Annotated in this window: 22 protein-coding genes; 8 read left to right on the forward strand and 14 right to left on the reverse strand. The window is 69.6% G+C overall.

Annotated elements, in window-relative coordinates; translation table 11 throughout:
* Positions 1–64: 64 nt before the first annotated feature.
* Complete coding sequence (locus ACFFIO_RS06920) at positions 65–1,063, reverse strand: LysR family transcriptional regulator (RefSeq protein ID WP_378040861.1); 999 nt, start codon at positions 1,061–1,063, stop codon at positions 65–67.
* Positions 1,064–1,134: 71 nt separating this feature from the next.
* Between ACFFIO_RS06920 and ACFFIO_RS06925 the strand changes: the two genes are divergently transcribed.
* Positions 1,135–2,235 carry a YeiH family protein gene (locus tag ACFFIO_RS06925; protein WP_378040862.1) on the forward strand — a complete coding sequence of 367 codons (1,101 nt, stop codon included), beginning with the start codon at positions 1,135–1,137 and terminating at the stop codon, positions 2,233–2,235.
* 155 nt (positions 2,236–2,390) lie between these two features.
* Here ACFFIO_RS06925 and ACFFIO_RS06930 read toward each other — a convergent pair whose 3' ends face one another.
* Complete coding sequence (locus tag ACFFIO_RS06930; RefSeq protein ID WP_378040863.1) at positions 2,391–2,594, reverse strand: hypothetical protein; 204 nt, start codon at positions 2,592–2,594, stop codon at positions 2,391–2,393.
* A gap of 148 nt (positions 2,595–2,742) precedes the next feature.
* Positions 2,743–3,225, reverse strand: coding sequence for an acyl-CoA thioesterase (locus ACFFIO_RS06935; protein ID WP_366218049.1), 483 nt, complete (start codon positions 3,223–3,225; stop codon positions 2,743–2,745).
* Positions 3,226–3,379: 154 nt separating this feature from the next.
* Between ACFFIO_RS06935 and ligM the strand changes: the two genes are divergently transcribed.
* Positions 3,380–4,807 (forward strand): vanillate/3-O-methylgallate O-demethylase, encoded by a 1,428-nt coding sequence (gene ligM / locus ACFFIO_RS06940; protein WP_378040864.1) that lies wholly within the window; start codon positions 3,380–3,382, stop codon positions 4,805–4,807.
* 68 nt (positions 4,808–4,875) lie between these two features.
* Here the strand turns inward: ligM and ACFFIO_RS06945 are convergent, their stop codons facing one another.
* The gene (locus tag ACFFIO_RS06945) at positions 4,876–5,556 is read right to left on the reverse strand and encodes a TetR/AcrR family transcriptional regulator (protein WP_378040865.1); all 681 of its coding nucleotides are present in this window, start codon (positions 5,554–5,556) and stop codon (positions 4,876–4,878) included.
* 138 nt (positions 5,557–5,694) lie between these two features.
* Here ACFFIO_RS06945 and ACFFIO_RS06950 point away from each other — a divergent pair, with 138 nt between their 5' ends.
* Entirely contained in the window at positions 5,695–6,348 is a 654-nt protein-coding gene (locus tag ACFFIO_RS06950) for a hypothetical protein (protein WP_378040866.1), read from the forward strand.
* Between the two features lie 98 nt (positions 6,349–6,446).
* On the opposite strand, the gene ACFFIO_RS06955 is transcribed toward ACFFIO_RS06950, so the two are convergent.
* From ACFFIO_RS06955 to ACFFIO_RS06965, 3 genes are all read right to left on the reverse strand, one after another.
* On the reverse strand, positions 6,447–7,010 hold the full coding sequence (locus tag ACFFIO_RS06955) for a septum formation family protein (protein ID WP_378040867.1): 564 nt from the start codon (positions 7,008–7,010) through the stop codon (positions 6,447–6,449).
* Positions 7,011–7,052: 42 nt separating this feature from the next.
* Positions 7,053–8,420 (reverse strand): MFS transporter, encoded by a 1,368-nt coding sequence (locus ACFFIO_RS06960; RefSeq protein ID WP_378040868.1) that lies wholly within the window; start codon positions 8,418–8,420, stop codon positions 7,053–7,055.
* Between the two features lie 163 nt (positions 8,421–8,583).
* Positions 8,584–9,492 carry a LysR family transcriptional regulator gene (locus ACFFIO_RS06965; protein ID WP_378040869.1) on the reverse strand — a complete coding sequence of 303 codons (909 nt, stop codon included), beginning with the start codon at positions 9,490–9,492 and terminating at the stop codon, positions 8,584–8,586.
* A 106-nt stretch (positions 9,493–9,598) separates the two neighbouring features.
* Here ACFFIO_RS06965 and ACFFIO_RS06970 point away from each other — a divergent pair, with 106 nt between their 5' ends.
* Entirely contained in the window at positions 9,599–10,303 is a 705-nt protein-coding gene (locus tag ACFFIO_RS06970; protein WP_378040870.1) for an SDR family NAD(P)-dependent oxidoreductase, read from the forward strand.
* A 109-nt stretch (positions 10,304–10,412) separates the two neighbouring features.
* Here ACFFIO_RS06970 and ACFFIO_RS06975 read toward each other — a convergent pair whose 3' ends face one another.
* From ACFFIO_RS06975 to ACFFIO_RS06995, 5 genes are all read right to left on the reverse strand, one after another.
* A complete protein-coding gene (locus tag ACFFIO_RS06975; RefSeq protein WP_378040871.1) occupies positions 10,413–11,285 on the reverse strand; it encodes a methylenetetrahydrofolate reductase in 873 nt (290 codons plus the stop codon).
* A 196-nt stretch (positions 11,286–11,481) separates the two neighbouring features.
* Positions 11,482–12,135 carry a trimeric intracellular cation channel family protein gene (locus ACFFIO_RS06980; RefSeq protein WP_378040872.1) on the reverse strand — a complete coding sequence of 218 codons (654 nt, stop codon included), beginning with the start codon at positions 12,133–12,135 and terminating at the stop codon, positions 11,482–11,484.
* A gap of 63 nt (positions 12,136–12,198) precedes the next feature.
* Entirely contained in the window at positions 12,199–13,662 is a 1,464-nt protein-coding gene (gene purB / locus ACFFIO_RS06985) for an adenylosuccinate lyase (protein ID WP_378040873.1), read from the reverse strand.
* A 244-nt stretch (positions 13,663–13,906) separates the two neighbouring features.
* On the reverse strand, positions 13,907–15,427 hold the full coding sequence (locus tag ACFFIO_RS06990) for a DUF1846 domain-containing protein (RefSeq protein ID WP_378040874.1): 1,521 nt from the start codon (positions 15,425–15,427) through the stop codon (positions 13,907–13,909).
* Positions 15,428–15,450: 23 nt separating this feature from the next.
* The gene (locus tag ACFFIO_RS06995) at positions 15,451–16,386 is read right to left on the reverse strand and encodes an AraC family transcriptional regulator (protein ID WP_378040875.1); all 936 of its coding nucleotides are present in this window, start codon (positions 16,384–16,386) and stop codon (positions 15,451–15,453) included.
* 186 nt (positions 16,387–16,572) lie between these two features.
* Between ACFFIO_RS06995 and ACFFIO_RS07000 the strand changes: the two genes are divergently transcribed.
* Positions 16,573–17,442, forward strand: coding sequence for an NAD(P)H-binding protein (locus tag ACFFIO_RS07000; RefSeq protein WP_378040876.1), 870 nt, complete (start codon positions 16,573–16,575; stop codon positions 17,440–17,442).
* Between the two features lie 34 nt (positions 17,443–17,476).
* Here ACFFIO_RS07000 and ACFFIO_RS07005 read toward each other — a convergent pair whose 3' ends face one another.
* On the reverse strand, positions 17,477–18,091 hold the full coding sequence (locus ACFFIO_RS07005; protein ID WP_378040877.1) for a flavin reductase family protein: 615 nt from the start codon (positions 18,089–18,091) through the stop codon (positions 17,477–17,479).
* Positions 18,092–18,331: 240 nt separating this feature from the next.
* Between ACFFIO_RS07005 and ACFFIO_RS07010 the strand changes: the two genes are divergently transcribed.
* Together ACFFIO_RS07010 and ACFFIO_RS07015 are read left to right on the forward strand one after the other, a co-directional pair.
* Positions 18,332–18,793 (forward strand): hypothetical protein, encoded by a 462-nt coding sequence (locus ACFFIO_RS07010; RefSeq protein WP_378040878.1) that lies wholly within the window; start codon positions 18,332–18,334, stop codon positions 18,791–18,793.
* Between the two features lies 1 nt (position 18,794).
* Positions 18,795–20,435 carry a hypothetical protein gene (locus tag ACFFIO_RS07015; protein ID WP_378040879.1) on the forward strand — a complete coding sequence of 547 codons (1,641 nt, stop codon included), beginning with the start codon at positions 18,795–18,797 and terminating at the stop codon, positions 20,433–20,435.
* A 39-nt stretch (positions 20,436–20,474) separates the two neighbouring features.
* Here the strand turns inward: ACFFIO_RS07015 and ACFFIO_RS07020 are convergent, their stop codons facing one another.
* Positions 20,475–20,894, reverse strand: a complete 420-nt coding sequence (locus tag ACFFIO_RS07020) for a phage holin family protein (protein ID WP_378040880.1) — start codon at positions 20,892–20,894, stop codon at positions 20,475–20,477.
* A gap of 82 nt (positions 20,895–20,976) precedes the next feature.
* On the opposite strand from ACFFIO_RS07020, the gene ACFFIO_RS07025 reads away from it, so the two are divergent.
* A complete protein-coding gene (locus tag ACFFIO_RS07025; RefSeq protein WP_378040881.1) occupies positions 20,977–22,086 on the forward strand; it encodes a histidinol-phosphate transaminase in 1,110 nt (369 codons plus the stop codon).
* Positions 22,087–22,236 lie beyond the last annotated feature (150 nt).

The following is a 22,236-nucleotide window of genomic DNA, read 5'->3' on the forward strand; positions in this document are numbered from 1 at the left end:
CCGGGAATCTTGCGAGGGGTAGGTCAACGCCAGGGCTCAAGCCGCAGCGGTGGATAGCGGGGATTCATCTTCCCCGGCCACCGCCCAGGGCGACCTCGAGGAACTCGGCTGCCGTGCCGCCGTCGGACAGCCGGCCCTGCCACACGGCCTGGAGGATGCGGTCGAGCCGTGGCCCACGCGTCGGGATCTCGGTCAGCTGGCCGGAGCGCAGGTAGCCCTCCACGGCGAGGCGGGACAGGACGGCGGGACCGATGCCCTCCACCACCGCCTGGCAGATCGCCGAGTTGCTGTTGAGCTCCACGAGCGGGGCGGGGCGGTGGTCGTCCACGAGGCGGTCGAGGAAGGCGCGGGTTCCTGACCCCTCCTCGCGCTCGACCAGGGCGGTGGTGGCGAGTTCGGCCGGGTCCAGCGGCTCAGCGCGGCGGGCCCACGGGTGCCCCGGTCCGGCGACGACGACCAGCTGGTCCGTGAACACCGTGACAGCGCGCAGGTCCGCCGGCAGGTCGGGTGTCTCCACGAAGCCCAGCGCCACCGTCCCGGCCGTCACCGCCTCGATGACGTGGGCCGAGTTCATCACCCGCAGCTGGGTGGCCACGCCCGGCCGCCGTGCGCGGAAGGCCCCGATCCAGCCGGGCAGCAGGTGTTCGGCGATGGTCATGCTCGCCCCGATCGCCAACTCCTCCTGCCCCCGGTGCGCCAGGGCGTCAGCCCCCGCGGACAGCCGGTCCACGCCGTCCAGCACCTCGCGTGCCCACTCCACCGTCAGCACGCCCTCCTGCGTCAGCGTCGAGCCGCGGGTGGACCGGCACAGCAGCGTGTAGCCCAGCCGCCGCTCAAGCGTCCTCAGGGAGCGGGAGGCGTTGGACTGCGCGATCCCCGCCGCCCGGGCCGATGAACTCAGGCTCCCGTGGTCGGCGACGCCCACCAGCAGTCGCAGCATGGTCAGGTTCAGCCATGAGTCGATGTGCGGAGCGCGGGGTGCGTGCTGCTGGGTGTGCTGCGGGACTTGCTGAGGAGCAGGCAAGCGGCTCTGCTGAGGGTTTTCCTCTGCTGCGTTGGACATATCAGCATCATATGGCCGTGTTGGTCAGGCGGGGGCTACTGCCGGTCCGCTGGTGCTGGAATCGTCGAGGGGTGCCCTTTTCTGACAGCATCCGAACCCGCGCCGCAGCATCCACGCCGATCCCCGGCGCCGGTGGCGAGCGCGGTTCAACCCCTGCGGACCTGCCGGAGACGCGGCGGGGCCTCCGCCGGTTCCCGACGCCGGCCCCGCCCGGTCTCGCTGTCTGCCTCGCCGGGGCGGGGCTCGCCTGGGGGTTGGCGCAACTGCTGCCGGGCATCAGCCCGCTGCTCGTGGCGATCTTGGCCGGGGCGCTGTGGCGGAACCTGGCGCCGGTGCCGGCGGTGCTGGCGCCCGGGGTGGCGGTCTCGGCCAAGAGGCTGCTGCGCACGGGAATCGTGCTGCTCGGGCTGCAGGTGTCCCTGACCTCGGTGCTGGACCTGGGTTTCGGGGTGCTGGCCGTGGTGGTGGCGTCCGTGGCCGTGACGTTCTTCGGGACACTGTGGATCGGCGCCCGGCTGGGGATCTCTCCGGCCCAGCGGTTGCTGATCGCCTCCGGCTTCTCCATCTGCGGCGCGGCGGCGGTGGCCGGCATGGACGGGGTGGCCAAGGCCAAGGAGGAGGAGGTCGCCACCGCCATCGCCTTGGTGGTGCTGTTCGGCACGATCATGATCCCGCTGATGCCGTTCCTCGGCGGGCTGCTGGGCCTGCCGGAGGGGACGCTGGGGATCTGGATCGGGGCCTCCACCCATGAGGTCGCGCAGGTGGTGGCCGCCGGCGGGGCGGTGGGTGGTGGTGCGCTCGCGATCGCCGTGACCGTGAAGCTGGCCCGGGTGCTGATGCTCGCGCCGATGGCGGCCGGTGTGTCGATCTACCTGCGGCGGCAGGGTGGTGCCGCGACCACGGCGAAGCGCCCGCCGATCGTCCCGCTCTTCGTCCTCGGCTTCGTGGCGGCCATGGTCCTGCGGACCACCGGGGTACTGCCCGAGGCGGTCCTGGACGTGGTCCAGATCCTGCAGACAGTGTTGCTGTCCGCGGCGATGTTCGCCCTGGGCCTCGGGGTGCACCTCAAGAGCCTTGTCCGGGTCGGCTACCGGCCGGTGTTGCTCGGGCTGCTCTCCACGGTGGTCATCCTCGCGATCTCGCTGGGCGGGATCGCCGCGCTGGGACTGTAGGCGCCGGCGTCGGGCACGGGCGACTCACGCGCCGCCGCCAGCAGCCCTGACCGCGGGCCACAGCAACCCCGGCCCACGCGCCACAGCAGACCTGCCCAGTCACAAGGATTATCCCTGTGGCCGGACAGGACTGGTGTAGCTTGACGCGAGTCCGATCAGTAGTTCTGCGGCGGGTCGGAGGCCGGGAAGGAGTCCTTGCCCCAGCCGTCCGCCCGTTCGTCGTCCTGCTCGTACTTCACCTGGGCCTTCGTGGCGTCGGCGACGAGTTGGTTGGCCAGGTCTGCATCGGTGGTCGTCACTGTCTCCGTGACCGTGACGGTCTTGGACGTGGTGGTCGGATCCTGCTCCGCTTCACGCATGACGTCTCCTTTCTACTGCTTCCATCATCTGCCTGCCGGGCTCGGCTGTCCACGGGTTCACCCCGGCCAGCGCTGTCGACCACCTCCCGCTGGTGAGCGGCGTCGGAGCGGCGAGGGCCGGCGTCGGGCGCTGGTGTGTGATGCGGGATCAGCCGCGGTTCTGCAGGGGGAGCCGGTCCCGGTGGTAGGTGATGTCCGTGTAACCGTGTGGGACGGGCTTGCCGTCCGGGCCGAGGGAGACGAAGACGATCTTCTCGATGGTGAGGATGACCTGGCGGGTGATCATGTTGCGGACCTCGGCGCGCATGGTCAGGGAGGTGCGGCCGAAGTGCGTGGCCTTCAGGCCCATCTCGATCATGTCCCCCTGCTCGGCGGAGGAGACGAAGTTGATCTCGGAGATCAGCTTCGTCACGCTGCGGTGGTTGCCGAGCTGGATGATGGCGTAGATCGCGGCCTGCTCGTCGATCCAGCGCAGGAGCGAGCCGCCGAAGAGGGTGCCGTTGGCGTTGAGGTCCTCGGGCTTGACCCACTTGCGCGTGTGGAAGCTGACGCCGTCCGTGGCCGGATCGATGGGTCCGTCCAGGCCGATCGTGGGCAGGGCGGCGGTGCGGTCGGTCGGTTCTTCGCTCATGGTCCGAGCGTAGCCCCGGCGCATTGATCGCGCCGGAAGAAAGGTCTCGACATACCTATCGTCATAGGTATATGTTGTGGAGTGAACCTCGTGTGGTGCGGATCACCCCGTCTACGCGGTCGCCCCGGCAGTAAACCCAGAAAGGACCGTTTCGATGACCGAAACCGTTGCAAACACCAAGTCCCTGCAGGACGTGCTGGACGCGTCCGGCAACGTGGTTGACCACCTGCGCAACTCGCAGATCGGCGCCTACATCTACCCCGTGGTGGCCCCGGAGTTCTCCAACTGGCGTTCGGAGCAGCGCGCCTGGCGTGACTCCGCGGTGCTGTTCGACCAGTCGCACCACATGGACAACCTGATCCTGCGCGGCCCGGACGCCATTAAGCTGATCTCGGACACCGCCATCAACTCCGTGGCCAAGTTCCCCGTGAACAAGGCCAAGCAGTACGTGCCCACCACCCCGGCCGGCCACGTCATCGGCGACGGCATCCTGTTCCGCCAGGAAGAGGAGGAGTACGTGTACGTGGGCCGCGCCCCCGTCACCAACTGGATGCTCTTCCAGGCCCAGCGCGGCGACTACCCGAACCTCGAGATCGTCGAGGACCGCCGCTCCCCGTCCCGTCCCATGGGCAAGCCGGTGCACCGCGAGTACTACCGTTTCCAGATCCAGGGCCCCCGCGCCTGGGAGATCATCGAGAAGCTGCACGGCGAGAAGCTGGAGCAGCTGGGCTTCTTCAACATGTCCTGGATGAACATCGACGGCACCCAGGTCCGCACCCTGCGCCACGGCATGTCCGGCGCCCCGGGCCTGGAGATCTGGGGCCCCTACGCCGACTACGACCGCATCCGCGAGGCCATCCTGGCCGCCGGCGCCGAGTTCGGCATGCTGCCGGTGGGCTCCCGCGCCTACCCGTCCAACACCCTGGAGTCCGGCTGGATCCCGTCCCCGCTGCCCGCCATCTACACCGGCGACGGCATGATGGCCGAGTACCGCGAGTGGCTGGGCGCCGATTCCTACGAGGCCAACAACGCCGTGGCCGGTTCCTTCGTCTCGGACAACATCGAGGACTACTACCTCAACCCGTGGGAGCTGGGCTACGGCAACTTTGTGAAGTTCGACCACGACTTCATCGGCCGCGAGGCCCTCGAGAAGATCGACCCGGCCGCCCAGCGCAAGAAGGTCACCCTGGCCTGGGATCCGGAGGACATCAAGCGCATCCAGTCCTCGCTGTATGACACGGAGGGCACCCCCTTCAAGTACTTCGACCTGCCGCTGGCCAACTACGGCTCCTCGAACTACGACGCCGTGGTGGATGCCGACGGCAACGTGGTCGGCGTGTCCATGTTCACCGGCTACTCCGCCAATGAGAAGCGCGCCCTCTCCCTGGCCACCATCAACCCGGACGTCCCCGAGGGCGCCGAGCTGAAGGTCATCTGGGGCGAGCCGGACGGCGGCACCCAGAAGACCACCGTCGAGCCGCACGTCCAGACCGAGGTCTCCGCCACGGTCTCCCCGGTTCCGTTCTCCGCCGTGGCCCGTGAGTCCTACCAGGGTGGCTGGCGTACCGGCTACAAGGGCTGATCATCTAGCCTGAGCGGTCCTCGCCCCCGCTTCGGGTGCCTTCCCCATCGATGGGAAAGCCCCCAAAGTCAGGAGCACGACGTCGGCGCCCCACCTCGCGGAGGTGGGGCGCCGCCGTCGTCCGTGGCGTTTGCCGGGTCAGGCAGCGGTGAAGCGAGCACCGCATCCACGGCCAGGTACAGGGTCGCGGTCTCATGGGCCAGGAGGGAGGCGTCCGCCGGCAGGGCGCGCTCGATCGAGAGGCCGTTGACCACCGTCATCAGGAACCGGGCGCGGGCCGACGGGTCGCCGGCGGGCATGGCACCCTCCTCGGCCAGGACGGAGAGCCAGTACTCCACGCGGTGCTGTGCCTCTCGCCAGATGGCCTGATACGCCGCATCGGACTCGTCGGTCGGCTCCGGAGCGATGAACGTGCGGAAGACGGTGGCCCAGCCGTCTCGTGCCTCCTGCCCGACGCCGGCCGGTGCCAGGATGTTCCGCAGGCAGCCGACCAGGCGGTCCCGGGCCGGCAGCGAGCGATCCTTGATCTGGTCGTCCGGCGCCACCACTTCGTAGATGGTCTGCAGGACCGTGTCCTGGAGTTCGCGCTGGGTCGGGAAGTGGTAGCGGAGTGAGCCGGTGCTGATGCCGGCCCGCGCGGCCACGGCGCGCACGCTCAGCCGGGCTCTCGGGTCCTCAGAGACCATTTCCGCGGCCGCGATGATGATCCTCCCGCGAGTGCCGATGTCTGCTGCGTCCTTGGATGCCATCGGCCTATTCTCGCACTCATCCAATACGCTGTGTTACTGTTTCAACGCAGGACTAACACGGCGTGCTACAGGGGCGGCTCAGAGCGTCCGGAATCGTCATCAGCACGACGCCGGCCCGGCGCCGGAGGAGGGCAAGGCATGTTCCAGGACTGGCGGCGGGATCGCCTGACCAAGCGTGTGAAACCGGGCGACGGGCGTCCCCTGAAGCGCTTTCGCTGGTGGCAACTGCTGAACCGCGGCCTCATGCACCTGCGGATCACCGGCGAGGACGGCCGGCCGGTGGACTATGCCGTGAGCGTCGGCTATCTCGGTGACGCGAAGACCGGCGAGGTCATGGCCCGCCTCTACCTCGACGGCCGGCTCCACGCCGAGTCCAAGACGCCCGCTGTGTTCCCCGTGCTCGGTGGGGTCATCGAGGTGGCCACGAGCGCCTTCGGGCTCAGGCGTTGCCACTATGTCACCGAGGATGGTGCCGCCCGCCAGCTGGTCCCGGACCCCCGTTCCGCCGAGGGGCGCCGTGCGCGCTTCGATGGTTCTCACCCGGTGTGGAGCCGCTGGATCGGCGTGATCTCCCTGATCCTGATCGGCATCGGGGTCGTCCTGGTCCTGCTGGAGCTGGCTGAGCAGTTGACCGCCATTCCGCCGGTGGCCGAGAGCATCGGGACCTTCGTCTCGCCGGTGCAGCTGCCGCTGTGGCTCACGATCACCCTCGGGGCCGGAGCCGTGGCGGGCAGTACCGAGCGGGCCCTGCGGTTGAGATACCGGTGGTACCTGGATGGCGCGGCGGGCTGAGGCGCGCGAGCGAGTGGACGTTCCCTTGTCCGTGACTGGCCGACCAGCCGCGGGGTGTTGCCGTCACGCGGCGGTGGTCGGCAGCGGTCGCCGTGCCACTAACCGGCCGAGGGGCCGGCCATCTGCGAGCCGATCATCCGGCCGCCGCTGTTGAGCTGCAGGGCGCACTGCACCTGGCGGTCACCCTCGGACCAGGAACCCTCGGACGGGGTGTACATGGTGAAGCCCACATCCGACTGCGCCGGTTCCGTGCCGGTGAGGGAGACGAACTCATCGTGGCACCCTTGGTCCGCCTGCTGGTGGACCAGGTCCTCGCCCGGCCAGGACGGGTCATCCAGCTGGAACAGGGCGTACATCTCCAGGTCGTGGGACACCTCGCACGGCACCACCGCCACCTCATACAGTCCCTCGGCGGCGGGCCGGTCGAAGCACTGACCGGGGGAGAGCTGGAAGATGCTCGTCGCCTCCGCCGTGACGGCCGGCGAGGGGGTCGAGGCCCCCACCACCTCCTCGGTCCCTCCCGGACCACCGCAGCCGGCGAGGAGGGCGGCGAGGGCGAGCGCCGACGTCGTGCACAGAACCTTCGACGCCTTCCGTGTCCCGGAGACGCCAGCGACCGTCCGGACTCTGCCGGACGGTCGCTGCGCAGGGTGCTGGCTCATGGACCCAGCCTACGAGACCGCAGGGTGCGGATCAGTTCCGGCTCAGAAGGCGCCCTCCGCCTTGAGCTTCTTCAGTTCGCTGCGCTTCAGGCCCAGGAACTGCATCGGCACCTTGTAGGTCTCCGGGCCGGTGGCGAAGGCGATGGCGGAGAGCACGGCGAACCCGCAGCACATCCAGGCCACGGGACCCCAGTTGGCGGTGTCCCCACTGGTCATCAACTGGGCCAGGGCCGGGGCGAAGCCGGAGACGAGCAGGCCGAGCATGAGGCCGATCGCCATGCCCGAGTAGCGGACCCGTGCGGGGAACTGCTCCGGGAAGCTGGCCATGTAGGAGCCGTTGGGCGCGGCGTAGAAGACGCCGAACAGGATGATCGCGGAGATGAACACCATGGCCACGTTCCCGGTGCCGATCGCGTTGAAGAACACGAACATCATCACGCCGGCTCCCAGGGCGCCGGCGACGAAGACGGGCTTGCGGCCGATCCTGTCCGAGAGCCAGCCGTAGAACGGCTGGGTGAGGACGGCGGCGAAGTTGCCGGCGGCGATGGCCAACAGCATGGTGGTGCGCTCGATGCCGTTGTACTCGACCGCGTAGGCCAGGCCGAAGACGTTGACGACGGTGTTCATCATGGCGAACGTGGCGGCGAACATCACGCGGACCACAGAGGCCCAGTGGCTGCGGAACAACTCGACGAACGGGACCTTGACGACCTCGTTGGCCTCCTTGGTCTCCTCGAAGACCTCCGGCTCGTCCAGGGTGCGGCGGACGACGAAGGCGAAGATAGTCAGGAGGATGGAGATCCAGAACGGGACGCGCCAGCCCCAGGACAGCAGCGCCTCGTCGTCCATGGCGGCCACCGGGATGAAGACCAGAGTGGCCAGCACGATGCCGAACATGATGCCGGACATGGTGAAGGAGGCGAAGAAGCCACGGCGGCCCGCCGGGGCGTGCTCCATGGACAGCGAGGCCGCGCCCGGCGATTCGCCGCCGGCGGACAGGCCCTGCAGGAGGCGCAAGAGCACCAGCAGGATCGGGGCCCAGATGCCGATCTGGTCGTAGGTCGGCAGGCATCCGATCAGGAGGGTGGAGACACCCATCATCAGCAGGCAGGCCATCAGGGTGTTGCGGCGTCCGAAGGTGTCCCCGAGGTGTCCCCAGACGACGGCGCCAAGGGGGCGGGCCACGTAGGCCACGCCCAGGGTGCTGATGGACAGCAGGACGGAGGTGGCGCTGTCATCGGCGAAGAACACGGAGCTGAAGACCAGCGCCGCGGCCGAACCGTAGATGAAGAAGTCGTAGTACTCCAGGGTGCTGCCCAGGAAACCGGAGAGCGCGGCGCGCCGGGCATTCCGGGTGTCCCCGGGTGCGTTGACGGGAACCGGAGCCGGTTCGGTGATTGCAGTCGACATGGACCGCCCTTTGTCTCGTGGGAACCCTCGCAGAGCGCGAGAGGTGATGTGCTTCACACGAGTGTAGGAACGGAAACTATATAAGTGAATGACGAAGATCGGGACGGATTGTGTAGGGAATCTGCATAGTATGACCGATGGGGCGCGTGCCGCGGCCGGGCGGCTAGCGGGTCACCTTCTCCGCGATGACCTGTTCGGCCAGGTCCAGCACGGCCTGCAGGGCCGGCGATGGCGGCCGGGTCCGCCATGCGATGCCGTGCTCCAGGGGCACACTGGGCGCGGAGAGGGGCAGGAACACGGAGCCGGGCGGGAGCATGGGTGCGATCGTCTCGGGCATCAGGGTGATGCCCACGCTGGCGGCTACCAGCTGCAGCACCACGTAGGGATCCGAGGTCTCCTGCACCACGCGCGGCATGAAACCGGCATCGGCACACTGGCGGAACAGCGTCTGGCGCAGGGCGGAGCCACCGGACATCGAGGTGGTCACGAACGGCTCTTCGGACAACTCCGCCAGGTCGATGGTCCCCGGCCCGTCCTGGTGCGCCAGGCGATGGGTCACGGGCAGGACGGCGCCCAGGTACTCCCGGTACAGCAGGCGGGTGTTCAGCGAGTTCGCGGGCATCGGCAGCCCCACGCAGGCGAGGTCCAGGGCACCGAGCCCGAGCTGTTGTTCGGCGTCATGGGTGAGGATTCGGCCGATCAACTCGAGCCGCACGCCGGGCAGCTCCTCGTGGACCCGGCGGGTCAACGTCGGCAGCAGGACGTGGTTGAGCACGCCCGAGTACCCGATCCGGACGCGGCCGACCGTCTGGCCGGCGGCGACCGACGTGGCGTCCCGGCCGGACTCGAGGCGTTCCAGGGTCTCCCGGGCGTAGGGCAGGAAGGCCGCTCCCGCACTCGTCATGGTGACCGAACGGGTGCTGCGTTCGAAGAGTTCGGAGCCGACCTCCCGCTCCAGTTTGCGGATCACCTGGCTCAGCGGGGAGTGGGCCATGTGCAGCCGAGACGCGGCGCGGCCGAAGTGGAGTTCTTCGGCTACCGTGATGAAGGCTTCCAGCCACCGGGTGTCCACAGCGTCGATCCTAGTCGCCGGCCACACCCGGACCACAACTGGACCACGCCACGACCACACCACAACCACACCACAACCACACCACGACCACACCACAGGAGTGACCATGCAGCCACGGGCGTCCTCGGCAACACCCCCACTCCGTGCCCTGGTCACCGGCGGAGCGAGCGGGATCGGCGCGGCCACCGCGCAGCGACTGCGTGAGGACGGCGTCGAGGTCCTCACCGCTGACCTGGCGGCCGGCGCGGACTTCTCCGTGGACGTCTCCGACGAGCAGTCCGTGGCGGCGCTGGCCGCCGCATGCGGCCCCGTGGACATCCTCGTGAACAGCGCCGGCATCATCGGGCCGAACGCGCCCGTGCTGGACACGGACCTGGCCAGCTGGCGCAAGACCTTCGCCGTCAACGCGGACGGCGTCTTCCTGATGTGCCGTGCCTTCGCCCCGGGCATGGTCGAGCGCGGCTGGGGGCGGATCGTGAACCTGGCCAGCATTGCCGCGAAGGACGGCAATGCCGGCATGGCCGCCTACTCCTCCTCCAAGGCCGCGGTCATCGCCTTGACCAAGTCGATCGGCAAGGAGCTCGCTCCCACGGGCGTCCTGGTGAACGCGGTGGCCCCGGCCGCCATCGAGACCCCGATGAACGCGACCACGGACCCGGCTGTGCTGGCGCGCTCGCAGGCGATGACCCCGATGCAGCGGTTCGGCACCGCCGCGGAGATCGCCGAGCTCATCGCCTGGCTGTGCTCGGACAGGGTCAGCTTCTCCACCGGTGCGGTCTACGACGCCTCGGGCGGGCGCGCCACCTACTGACAGGTGAGGGCGATTCCCGCTACTGGGGATCGCCCTCACAGCGTGATGGAGGGCGGAATGGGGCCAGGATGGCTCCCGGCGGCCCGCGCCTCGTGGCGTGCCGGTGAGGTCAGTGCTTCGCCTGGTAGTCCGTGATCCACTCGGCGGTCGTCTTCGTTCCGCCGAAGGTGTAGAAGTGCAGCTTGACGTCGCCCTCTGCCTCAGTCAGGCCGGCGTCGAGGTCCTGGATCATCTTGTCCGGGCCGGCGGTTCCGAGGAGGTTGGTGATGGAGAATCCGTACTTCTTGGCGATGCCCGCGGAGGTGGCGACGCCGAAGCGGGAGGCGTAGGTCAGCAGGCGCTTGATGCCGGCCGGGCCGGGGACGCCGATGCGGATCGGCAGGTCGATGCCGCGGCGGCGGACCTCCTTGATCCAGGCGAAAACCGGGTCCACGTCGAAGCCGAACTGGGTGAGGATGGTGCCGTTGAGGCCCTGCTCCTGCAGCGAGGCGTACTTGCGCTCGAGGGCGTCCCAGAGCTGGGCGTCGGAGATGTCCGGGTGGCCCTCGGGGTAGCCGGCGATCGAGATGTCCGTGAAGCCGTACTCCTTGAGCAGGCCGGAGGTGATCAGGTCCACGGAGGCGCCGTAGGGGCCCATCGGCTCCGAGGGGTCGCCACCGACGGTGAAGGCGTGGGTGGCGCCGGCCTGGTCCCGTAGTGCCGTGAGGAACTCCACCAGCTCGGCCTCGGACGTCAGTCGGCGGGCGGAGATGTGCGGGACGGGCACGTAACCCAGTTCCTTGGCGGCGGAGGAGGCCTTGACGCGCATCCCGAGGTCCTCATTGCCCAGGAACGTGACGTTGATGCGGGTGCCGGCCGGGATCAACGGGGCGGCCTCGCGCAACGCATCGATGTCCTTGTCCTTGCCGGTCATCTCCAGGGACGGGTCGGTGATGACGGAGGGCCGGCCGGAGGCGGTGGGGGTGGCGTTCGGGGAGCTCATGCGGATCCTTCGGATGTTCGGGGGCCGTGGCCCGTGCGGTCCGGTTGCTCCGGGAGGACGGGCCCGACGTCGGCCGGGCTGGCTTTGGCCGCGGCGTGACCGGTCAGTGTGGTCCCGGTCACGCCGCGTTGAGCCGAGCCTAATATAACTATGTCCATAGGTATAGGGGCAGTGGACGGAACTCGGTGGTTGCAGGTCAGGAACTGGAGCCGTGCGCGGCGTTGGGGGCCGTCCAGCGCCTCCGGAACGAGATGAGGCGGAAGGCGAAGACGGCCATCATCACGAGGCCCGCGGTCAGCCAGTTGAAGACGTCCAGCGTCCACAGCAGCGAGCTGAGCCCCGCACCGAACAGCGCGGGTACGGCGTAGAGGCCGTGGCGGTTGAAGATCTCCGGGACCTCGTTGGCCACCACGTCCCGCAGCAGGCCGCCGACCACGCCGGTGGCCACGCCCAGGAGGATGGCCATGACCGGCTCGATCCCGGCTGCCAGCGCAGTGCGCGTGCCGGTGACGCAGAACAGGGCGAGCCCGGCGGCATCGAAGACGAGCAGCGTGCGGCGCAGCCGGCCCTGGGTGACCAGCCGGAAGTACACCAGGGTCGCGGCCAGCGCCGGCGGGATGAGGTACAGGGGGTTGGCGAAGGCGTTGGGGACGTCCTCGTTGATGATGAGGTCCCGCACCACACCGCCGCCGAGCCCCGCCAGGAAGGCCAGGAACACGGAGCCGATGAGGTCGAACCGCCGCCGGGCGGCCAGCAGTGACCCCGAGACGGCGAAGAAGAAGACACCGAAGAGGTCCAGGACCAACAGCAGCGTCTCCAAGTACGCCGGTGCCTCGGGGGCCTCGATCATGTCCGTCCCTCCTCCGTCGGCGGGGCCGGCTCGGCACCCGGTCAGGTACGCGCCGGTACCCGGTCAGATCCCGCGGGCCAACTCCTCGGCCAGGCCGATGTAGGAGGCGGGGGTGAGGGCGATGAGGCGAGCCTCGGCGTCGGGCTCCAGGCCCAGGCCCTGCACGAACTCGCGCATCCGCTCCCCGTCGACGCGGTGGCCGCGGGTGAGCTCCTTGAGCCGCTCGTAGGGGTTGTCCATCCCCTCCACGCCGGCGATCGCCTGGGCGCGCATGACCGTCTGCACGGCCTCACCGAGCACCTCCCAGTTGTGGTCCAGGTCCTCGGCCAGCACGGCGTCGGCGACCTTCAGCTGCGCCATGCCCTTGGTGACGTTGGACAAGGCGAGCACCGAGTGGCCCAGGGCATTGCCGATGTTGCGCTGGGAGGTCGAGTCGGTCAGGTCGCGCTGCCAGCGGGACTCCACGAGCGTGGCACCGAGGGAGTCGAGCAGGGCGTTGGACAGCTCGAGGTTGGACTCGGCGTTCTCGAAGCGGATCGGGTTGACCTTGTGCGGCATGGTCGAGGAGCCCGTGGCTCCGGCCACCGGGATCTGCGCGAAGTAGCCGATGGAGATGTAGCTCCACACGTCCACGCAGAACCCGTGCAGGATCCGGTTGAAGCGCGCGATGTCCGCGTACAGCTCGGCCTGCCAGTCATGCGACTCGATCTGCGTGGTCAGCGGATTCCAGGTCAGGCCGAGGTGCTCGACGAAGGTGCGGGCCACCTCCGGCCAGTTGGCGTCCGGAACGGCGGACAGATGCGCGGCGTACGTGCCGGTGGCGCCGTTGATCTTGCCCAGGTACTCCTGCTGTTCGATGCGCGTCAGCTGGCGGTCGAGACGGTGCACGAACACCGCCATCTCCTTGCCCAGGGTGGTGGGCGTGGCCGGCTGCCCGTGGGTGCGGGAGAGCATGGGCGTGCCGGCTGCGGTCTCGGCCATCTCGCGGAGGGTCCCGACGGCGGCCCGCGCGGCCGGGAGCCACACCTCGCCGATAGCGTCCCGCACCCCCACGGCGTAGCTCAGGTTGTTGATGTCCTCACTGGTGCAGGCGAAGTGTACCAGCGGGGTGAGGTGTTCCAGCTGCAGGTCCGGCAGCCGGCGGCCGATGTAGTACTCCACGGCCTTGACGTCGTGGACCGTCTCCTTCTCGATGGCCGCCAGCTCGGTCACACCGTCCTGGTCGAAGTCGGTGACGATCCGGCGGAGACCCTCCTCCTGTGCCTCCTGCAGCGGCGTGAGCCCGGGCAGAACCTGGTGGCGCGCGAGGTGGATGAACCACTCCACCTCCACGTGCAGGCGATTGCGGTTCAGGGCGGCCTCGGACAGATGCTCGGTCAGCGGGGCGACGGCCGAGCGGTACCGGCCGTCCAGCGGGCCCAGCGGAATGCCGGCGTCGGCGAGGGACTGGCGGGCCGGCGTCGGGCCATGACCGGTGGCAGACGAGGCGGGCGAGGCGGGCTGGTGCGGGGCGGAGGACTCAGGCATGGCTGTCATTCTTCCATCCCTGGCATGTACGCCGGGTTCTGTGCACGGAGGAGACATCAGGTGCGGGATTCCGTACCGGTGCCGGCCGACTGCACCGGGGTGGAATCCGGCAATTGATGCGGGTTCTATCCGCATCAGAGGTCGGAGAGCATGCGTCACCGGGCGGTGGGCCGGCGTCGGGCACCGTGTGAAGCGGGACCGGGGCACCCCGGGGAGCGGGGCCGGCGTCGGGCCTGCTCCGGGGCTACCTCTTGCGGTACAGCGCCTTGCGCTGGAACCGGGGCTCCGAGGTGACCAGCATGCCGAGGTTGCGGAAGATGTCCTCGTCCACGGTGCCGAGGATGGTGGTGGTGTGGACGTCGCAACCGGTCAGGTTCCGCAGCTGTGCCAGCGCGGCCCGCGCGTTCGGATCCGAGGCGGCGGAGACGGAGAGGGCGATCAGCACCTCGTCCGTGTGCAGTCGCGGGTTGCGGGAGCCCAGGTGCTCGGTCTTGAGGGTCTGGATCGGCTCGATCGCGGCCGGGGAGAGCAGGTGGACGCTGTCCTCGATCCCGGCGAGATGCTTCAGCGCGTTCAGCAGCATGGCGGCCGAACAGCCCAGCAGGCCGGAGGTCTTGCCGGTCACGATGGTCCCGTCGGCCAGTTCGATGGCGGAGCCGGGAGCGTCGGTGGCCTCCTCGATTGCCAGGGCGGGGGCGACGACGGCACGGTCCTCGGTGCCGCAGCCGGCCCGGGACATCACCATGGCCACGCGCTCGGAGATGTCCGCCTCGCGGTCATTGCTGCGTTCGTCCACGAGGGCCTTGTAGTAGCGGCGCACGATCTCCTGGCGGGAGGCTTCGCGGCACACCTCATCGTCCACGATGCAGCTGCCGGCCAGGTTCACGCCCATGTCCGTGGGGGAGGCGTACGGGGAGGAGCCGGTCAGCTTCTCCAGCAGGGCCTTCAGCAGCGGGAAGACCTCCACGTCCCGGTTGTAGCTGGTGACCTGCTCGCCATAGGCGGACAGGTGGAATGGATCGATCAGGTTGATGTCATCCAGGTCCGCGGTGGCGGCCTCGTAGGCGAGGTTCACCGGGTGGTCCAGGGGCAGGTTCCAGATGGGGAACGTCTCGAACTTGGCATAGCCGGAGGCGATGCCCCGGGTGTGATCGTGATACACCTGCGAGAGGCACGTGGCGAGTTTGCCGGATCCCGGCCCGGGGGCGGTGACCACCACGACGTCCCGGGTGGTCTCGGAGTAGTCGTTCAGCCCGAATCCCTCCTCGGAGACGATCCGCCTGGTGTCCTGCGGGTAGCCCGGGATCACGCGATGCCGGGCGACCGTCAGCCCCAGCCGCTCGAGGCGCTCGCTGAAGGCCTGCGCCACCTGATTCGAGTCCTCCAACTGGGTCAGCACCACGTGCTGCACCAGGAAGCCGCGTTCGCGGAACACATCGATCAGCCGGAGGACATCCTCCTCGTACGGGATCCCCAGGTCGGCCCGGACCTTCTGGCGTTCCAGGTCCTTGGCGTTGAGGCAGACGAGGATCTCGAGCTCGTCCTTGATCCGCTCCAGCATGGCGATCTTGTTGTCCGGTGTGAAGCCCGGCATGACGCGGGAAGCGTGGTGGTCGTCGAAGAGCTTTCCGCCCATCTCCAGGTACAGCTTGCCGCCGATCGACTGGCGCCGCTCCTCGATGTGGCGGGACTGGAGGTCCAGATAGCGGTCCCGGTCGAAGCCCACGGGGCGGGTCGGAGAGGAGGGGGAATACGAGTCGGTCACTCGGTCACGCTAGCACCGGAGCGTCACCCGGCGGGCTGGCGTTCCCGGAAATCGCGGGGGCTGAGGCCGTAGTGCTTCTTGAAGGCGGCGGAGAAGCTGAAGGGGCTCGAATACCCCACCTGGCGGGCCACCGAGGCCAGGGTCGCATCGCTGCGGTCCAGCAGGTCCGCCCCCGTGGCCAGCCGCCACTGGGTCAGGTAGGTCATCGGGGAGACGCCCAGAACGGCCTTGAAGCGCCTCGTCAGGGAGGCACGGGACACGCCGGCCACGGCCGAGAGCGATTCCACGTTCCACTCATCTGCAGGTCGGGACTGGATCGCCTCGGTGGCCGTCCGAACCACGTCATCCCGGTGGGCCGAGAGGAGGCTGGCACGCTTCTGGTCGTCCGCGTCCAGCCAGGCGCGCAGGGTGGAGACCAGCAGCACGTCCAGCAGCCGGTCCAGCACGCTGTTCTGGCCCAGGTGCTCGCGGGAGGCCTCCTCGGTCAGCAGGCGCACCAGGTCCGGGGCCGGGCGGTGGACCAGGAACCACGGGGGCAGGGACTGGATCATGAGCCGGCCGAGCTCGGAGCCGCTGCGGTAGCTGCCGACCAACATCTCGTCCTGACCGTGTGGGTCGTTGCCCCAGGTGCGTACCCCGGCGCTCAGCTCGGCGGAGAGGTCCCGTCCGTCCGGTCCGGAACAGACCTGCCCACTGCCGATGGTGGCGCCGCGGGCCAGTCCCGGCTCGGAGCTGAGCACGTAGGAGGTCGGGGAGCGGACCACCAGGACGTCACCGGCCTCGATCCGGGTGGGGCGGCCGTCTGCCGTAGAGATCCAGGCCCCGCCCTTCAGTGCCGGGACGATGGACAGGGGGGCCTCGTCCTCCACGCTGAGCTTCCAGGGCCGGCCCTTGACCACGCGCAACAGAAACGCATCGCGCGCTCGGGGCTGGGCCAGGAAATCTGACAGGAGGTCCACGCCTCCAGTGTAGGAACGTGCGCCCCGGTCAGGGCCCGCTCGGAACCGTCTGCCGTCGGATCTGATCCGCCAGGACATGAAGGTGACTGCCCGCGCCATGTCGGATGTCGTCGGCACCGGATGGACTGGGAAGCATCGCCCACCCCGGGCCGATTGCCACACCATGATCACCCCGCAGGAGAAACCATGTTCGTCATCTCAGGAGCCACCGGACGCGTCGGATCGGCCGTCGCCGCAGGACTGCTCGAAGCCGGCCACCCCGTTCGCGTGATTGTCCGCCGGGTCACCGCGGCACAGGATTGGCAGGACCGAGGCGCCCAGGCCGCCGTCGTTGATCTGCGTGACAGCGACGGCCTGGCGGCGGCGCTGGAGGACGCCACCGCCTTCTTCGCCATGATGCCGTTCGATCTGGCCACGGACGACCTGCCGGCCTACGAGCAGGAGGTCGTCGCCTCCGTGGCGGCCGCCGTCCAGGCCTCCGGCGTGGCCCACACCGTCATGCTCTCCTCCGGCGGGGCCGACCTGCCCGAGGGCACCGGGCCGATCGTCGGCCTGCACCGTATGGAGCAGGCGCTGGGCCAGACCGGCACCACCCTCACCGCGCTGCGTCCCGGCCACTTCCAGGAGAAGGTCGGGGACGTCCTCGAACCCGCCCGCCACGAGGGCGTCTACCCCGTGTTCTCCTCCACCGCCGACGCCCCGCTGCCCATGAACGCCACGCGGGACATCGCCGTCGTGGCCGTCCAGGAGCTGCTGGCCGGTCCCCGCGGCAGCGAGGTCGTGGACATCGTGGGACCGTCCTACACCGAGCGCGAGGTGGCCGTGGCCCTGGGCCGCGCCCTGGGCCACGATCTGCAGGTCGTGACCATCCCGGAGCCGGGCTGGGCCGGCGCGCTGCAGGATGCCGGGTTCGCCCCGAACATCGCCGCGAGCCTGTCCGAGCTGTACCAGGCGGACGAGGAGGGCCGGCTCGGGCCCCGGGGCGACCGCAGCGTCCAGGTCTCCACCGACCTGGCGGCCACCCTCCAGGGCATGCTGGCGGGCGTGAACGCCTGATCCGCGCTGACGACCAGCCGTTGTCAGCCCGCCGTTAACCCGCCGTGGGTCGGTCGATGGCCAGCACCTCGCCCAGGGTGCCCCATTCGTTCCGGCCCAGGCGGGTCAACGGGTCCAGTTTCTGGGCGAGAGGCAGGGTGCGGCCGCGGGCATCCGTGGCGAGCGTGTCCGTGTCCACCGCCACGTGCACCACCCGCCCGAGCACCATGAAGTTCCCGCCGACCGGCAGGATGCTCTCCAGCACGCATTCCATCACGGCGGGCGAACCGGCCACCCGGGGCGGCACGACGGCGGTCGAGGGCTCGGCCTCGATGCCCGCGGCCTGGAACTCGCTCACCTCAGCGGCGTAGGGCGCCGAGGTCTGGTTGGCCGCCTCGAACTGTGGCCGGGAGACGAGCGAGACCGTGAACTCGCCGGTGGCCTCGACGTTGGTGAGCGTGTCCTTGCGTGAGGTCGAGGAGAACATCACGATCGGCGGCTCCTCGGAGACCATCGTGAAGAAGGAGTGCGGGGCCAGGTTCGCGGTTCCGTGCACGTCCACCGTTCCCACCCAGGCGATGGGCCGCGGGATGAGGATCGACTTCACCAGCAGGGCCGTCTCTCGGTTGCCGAGGTGTGCCGGATCGAACTCGGTGCGCTGGGTGCTCATGGGGACAGTCTGGCAGGAGCGGCGGGATGGATGCCGTGTCCGACGACGGCCGGGCACCTCCCGCGGTCGTGTCCGGCGCCGCGATGGGGTCCTCCACAGCGGACTGATTGCTCTGGGCTTATCCCCACTAGCCCCTGACAACCACGTGGAGCCCGACGGGACTGCCTAGCGTCGAGGGCAGCAGGAGAGAAGGGGCTGTGACCGGCAGAAACCGGGGCAGTGCAGGGCGGAAGGACGGGCATGACAGAACCCCACGGTGGAACGCCGGTGGTCCATGGGCTGGTGGGAGGGACCCTGCCACTTCCGGTCATCGATCCGGACGTGTTGTGTCCGGCGGTCGGGACGGCCCTGGACCTCCTCTTCGGTGACGAGCAGCAGCTCCGTCTCCTGGAGGCGGCGGTGGCCCAGCTGTACCAGGTGGTCGAGGAGTTGCGGCTGGTCGGGACGGGCACCCGCGGGGTGGCCGAGTCGGTCCACAGCCTCTCGGCCCTGGACTGGCGCTCGCCGGCCGGGACGGCGTTCCTGGACCGGAGCGACCGTCTGCGCGGACGGGCGGCGGACCTGGCCGAGCTGGCGGAGGAATCCGCGGGGCTGGCCCGCGTTGCGATCGACGAGCTGCACGTGAGGATCGGCCAGTTGCGGTCGAGCATCAACGCCGTCAAGGCCACGGTGGGCAGCGCCGCGACCCTGGGGATGTGCTGAGGTGGCCGGACCGGTGGCCGCGGCTGCGCCCGGCTCCCTGACCGCAATCGTGCCCGCGGGCGTCGGTCGCCCCGGACTGCTGGACGGCTTTCCGGGCCGGACGGAGGACGGACGTGGCGAGGCGCTGGCATCGTTCTCCATCCGCGGTGGGCCGACCAGCATCCACGCCAACCTGGACGACCTGGAACGGGGCAGTTTCCTGTTGGCCGCTGCCACGGACGAGGCGGCGGCCCTGTCGGTACGGGCCGCGGGGACGGGGTCTCTCCTGGCCTTGGCGGCGGCCCAGACCGGAACGGGTCGGGTGCTGGCGGCACGCACAGCAACACTGTCTGCCGGGTTGCTGTCCATCAGTGCCGAGGCCGATGTGCTGTACCTCGGTGTGCGGTCCTCGGCCGAGGCCTATCGGAATGCGGAGGCCGCCGCCCAGCGCGCCGTCGTCGAGCTGGCCGGCGGTGCCGCCTTCGTCTCCGCGGCGGTGCTGGCCCTCTCCAACCAGCCGATCCCGCAGCCGATCACGGAACTGGCCATTCAGGCGGCTCCCGAGGTCATCGCGGGACTGCTCGGAACCCTGTCCCTGGGGTTCGGTGTGGGATTCCGGGTGGCCTCGGATGTCGCCGGTCATGCGGCCCGGGATGAGGGAGCCACAGGCGCACTGTCCGGGGCAGAACAGCTGTACCCCCTGGCCACGGCGCTGGGAAAGGCCACCGGTCTGGTGCAGATCGGGCCGGTGCGCGTCAAGGACAAGCTGCCACCGGCCGAGCAGTGGGAGGAGACCTGGACGCCGGAGGGCGAAGGGAGCATCTCCAACGTGATGTCCCATCTGAATCTGGCCCGCCAGGCCGCCCCTGGATCCATCCAGATCACGAAGTTCACCCCGGAGGGCCCGGGCGCCCCCGAGACGGTATGGCTCGTCTCGCTCCCGGGAACCCAGACCGGGGACTTCCACGACGCGAACGCCTGGTCCACCAATCCGTGGGACATGGGCGGGAACGCCGAGGCGTTGGCCCTGGACTCCCAGCACGTCTCCGCCGCCGTGGACGAGGCCCTCCGGGCAGCGGGGGCGGGAGAGGACGATGCGCTCGTGTTGACCGGATACAGCCAGGGCGGCCTCCATGCCGCCCGGATCGCCTCGGACGCCCGGATCGCCGGGAACTATGACGTGCAGGGCCTGTTCACGATTGGCTCACCGACCGGCGAGATCAGCGTCCCGGACAGCGTGGAGGCGGCACACCTGGAGCATGACCGGGATCTTCCCGCGGCCGCGGACGGACGGGCCAATCCGCAGGCCGCGAACCGCGCCACCATCACCGTGAGCGGCTACGACGAGTCCCTGTATCCCGAGGGGAAGGACCTGATGTCCGGCCATGCCTTCGAGAACTACGCATTCCACGCGGCCTTGCTGGACCGAAACCCGGACGTGGCGCGGCAGGCACCGGCACTCGAGCACATCGCCGCACTGACGGCAGGCGGCGGGGTGACGCGGAGCGTGCAGCTGGAGCGGATCCGCCCCGGCAACCCCCGCAGTCCGTTGGGTGCAGGGGCGAGTAGTTCCTCCGTGTCCGGTTCAGGCGGTGACGGGGGCTCGAACCGGCCGGGCCGGAGGTCGCTGCCCCCGGCGCCTCTTCAGCTCATCCTCCCGTGAACGCTGGGGCGGCCGGGCACCGGCCCCGCGCGCCTCATGTCAGTCCCGCGAGGAGGTGCGGTTGAGCCCGAAGACCCCGTTGGCGATCATGGAGACCACCGAGACGATGATGGCCGCGAAGACCGCCGTCCACCAGAAGGCGTCCACCGTGACCTGCATCGGCAGGTAGGAGGTCAGCCACACCGTCAGCATGAGCATGCCGGCGTTGATGATCACTGTGAACAGGCCCAGCGTCAGGCAGGTCAGCGGGAGGGCGAGCAGGGAGATGATCGGCTTGACCACCGCGTTCACGGCACCGAACACCAGCCCGATGACGAGGTAGGCGATCACCGTGTTCAGGGTGGTGTCGCCCGTGTCGCCGACGGTGTCGGAGGGGATGACCTCCATGCCGGGCAGGATCAGGGTGGCCACCCAGAGGGCCAGGCCGTTGACGATGACGCGGAGCAGGAACTTCACCATGGGGCCATCGTCCCACGCCCGCCTGTGGACACGGCCCGTGGACACGGCCGTCATACTCGGCCCGGGACTAGGCTGGTGAGCCATGAACGAACCGCAGCCCATCCGCCCGCGCCCGGTCCTCAGCCAGCTCCCGGCCTATGCGGCGGGCAAGGCCGCTGCCCCGGTGGAGGGGCTCACGCCCTACAAGCTGTCCTCCAACGAGAACCCGTACGGCCCGGTGCCCGCCGTCCGTGCGGTCATGGAACGGTTCACGGACATCTGCCGCTACCCGGACCCGCTGTCCACCGCCCTGCGCGAGCGCCTGGGGGAGCACCTCCAGATCTCCCCGCAGGACATCGTCACCGGGGCCGGCTCCCTCGGCGCGCTGACGCAGATCATCACCACCTATGCCGGCACCCACCCGGACGGCACCCAGGACGAGATCATCTACGCGTGGCGTTCCTTCGAGGCCTACCCGATCGTCGTGCGGTCGGCCGGGGCCAGGGACATCCAGGTCCCGCTGACCGCCGATTTCCGCCACGACCTGGACGCCATGGCCGCGGCCATCACCGAGCGCACCCGCGTCATCATCGTCTGCACCCCGAACAACCCCACGGGACCCGCGCTCACCGGTGCCGAGGTCGAGGCGTTCCTGGCGAAGGTCCCGCAGGACGTGTTGGTGGTCCTCGACGAGGCCTATACCGAGTTCATCACCCAGCCGGACGCCGTCGACGCCCTGGAGGTCTACCGCCGGCACCCGAACGTGGCGGTGCTGCGGACCTTCTCCAAGGCCCACGGGCTGGCGAACCTGCGGGTCGGGTACTCCGTCTCCCACCCGCACGTCACCCAGTACCTGCGTGTGCTGGCCACACCCTTCGCCGTGTCCTCGGTGGCCGAGCAGGCCGCCATCGCCTCCCTCGACCACATCGAGGAGGTCGACGAGCGCGTGGCGAAGGTCGTCTCGGAGCGTGAGCGCGTGCTGACCGGCCTGGCCGAGCTCGGCTGGGACGTCCCCGACTCCCAGGGCAACCTCGTCTGGCTGCCCCTGGGTGACCGCACGCCCGAGTTCCTCGAGGCGGCCGGCCGTCAGGCGCTGGCCGTGCGCGGCTTCGGCACCGAGGGTGTCCGGGTCACCATCGGCGAGGAGGAGGCCAACACGCGCTTCCTCCAGCTCTGCGCGGACTTCCCCGAAGGTCCGACGCCGGCCGGCTAGCCTCCCAGCCCCACCCTCGGGGTGCGTGCCGCGGGAGCCGCGGAGCAAGCGGAAGGTGCTGGCCCGGCGTCGTTCAACGCGCGAGTAGGGCCCGGCGCGACTAGGCTTGACCCCGGACCGGCGCCGGACGTGCCGGGGGAGAAGGAGTTC

The sequence above is a fragment of the Citricoccus parietis genome (assembly GCF_042433045.1).
Classification (GTDB): Bacteria; Actinomycetota; Actinomycetes; order Actinomycetales; family Micrococcaceae; genus Citricoccus; species Citricoccus parietis.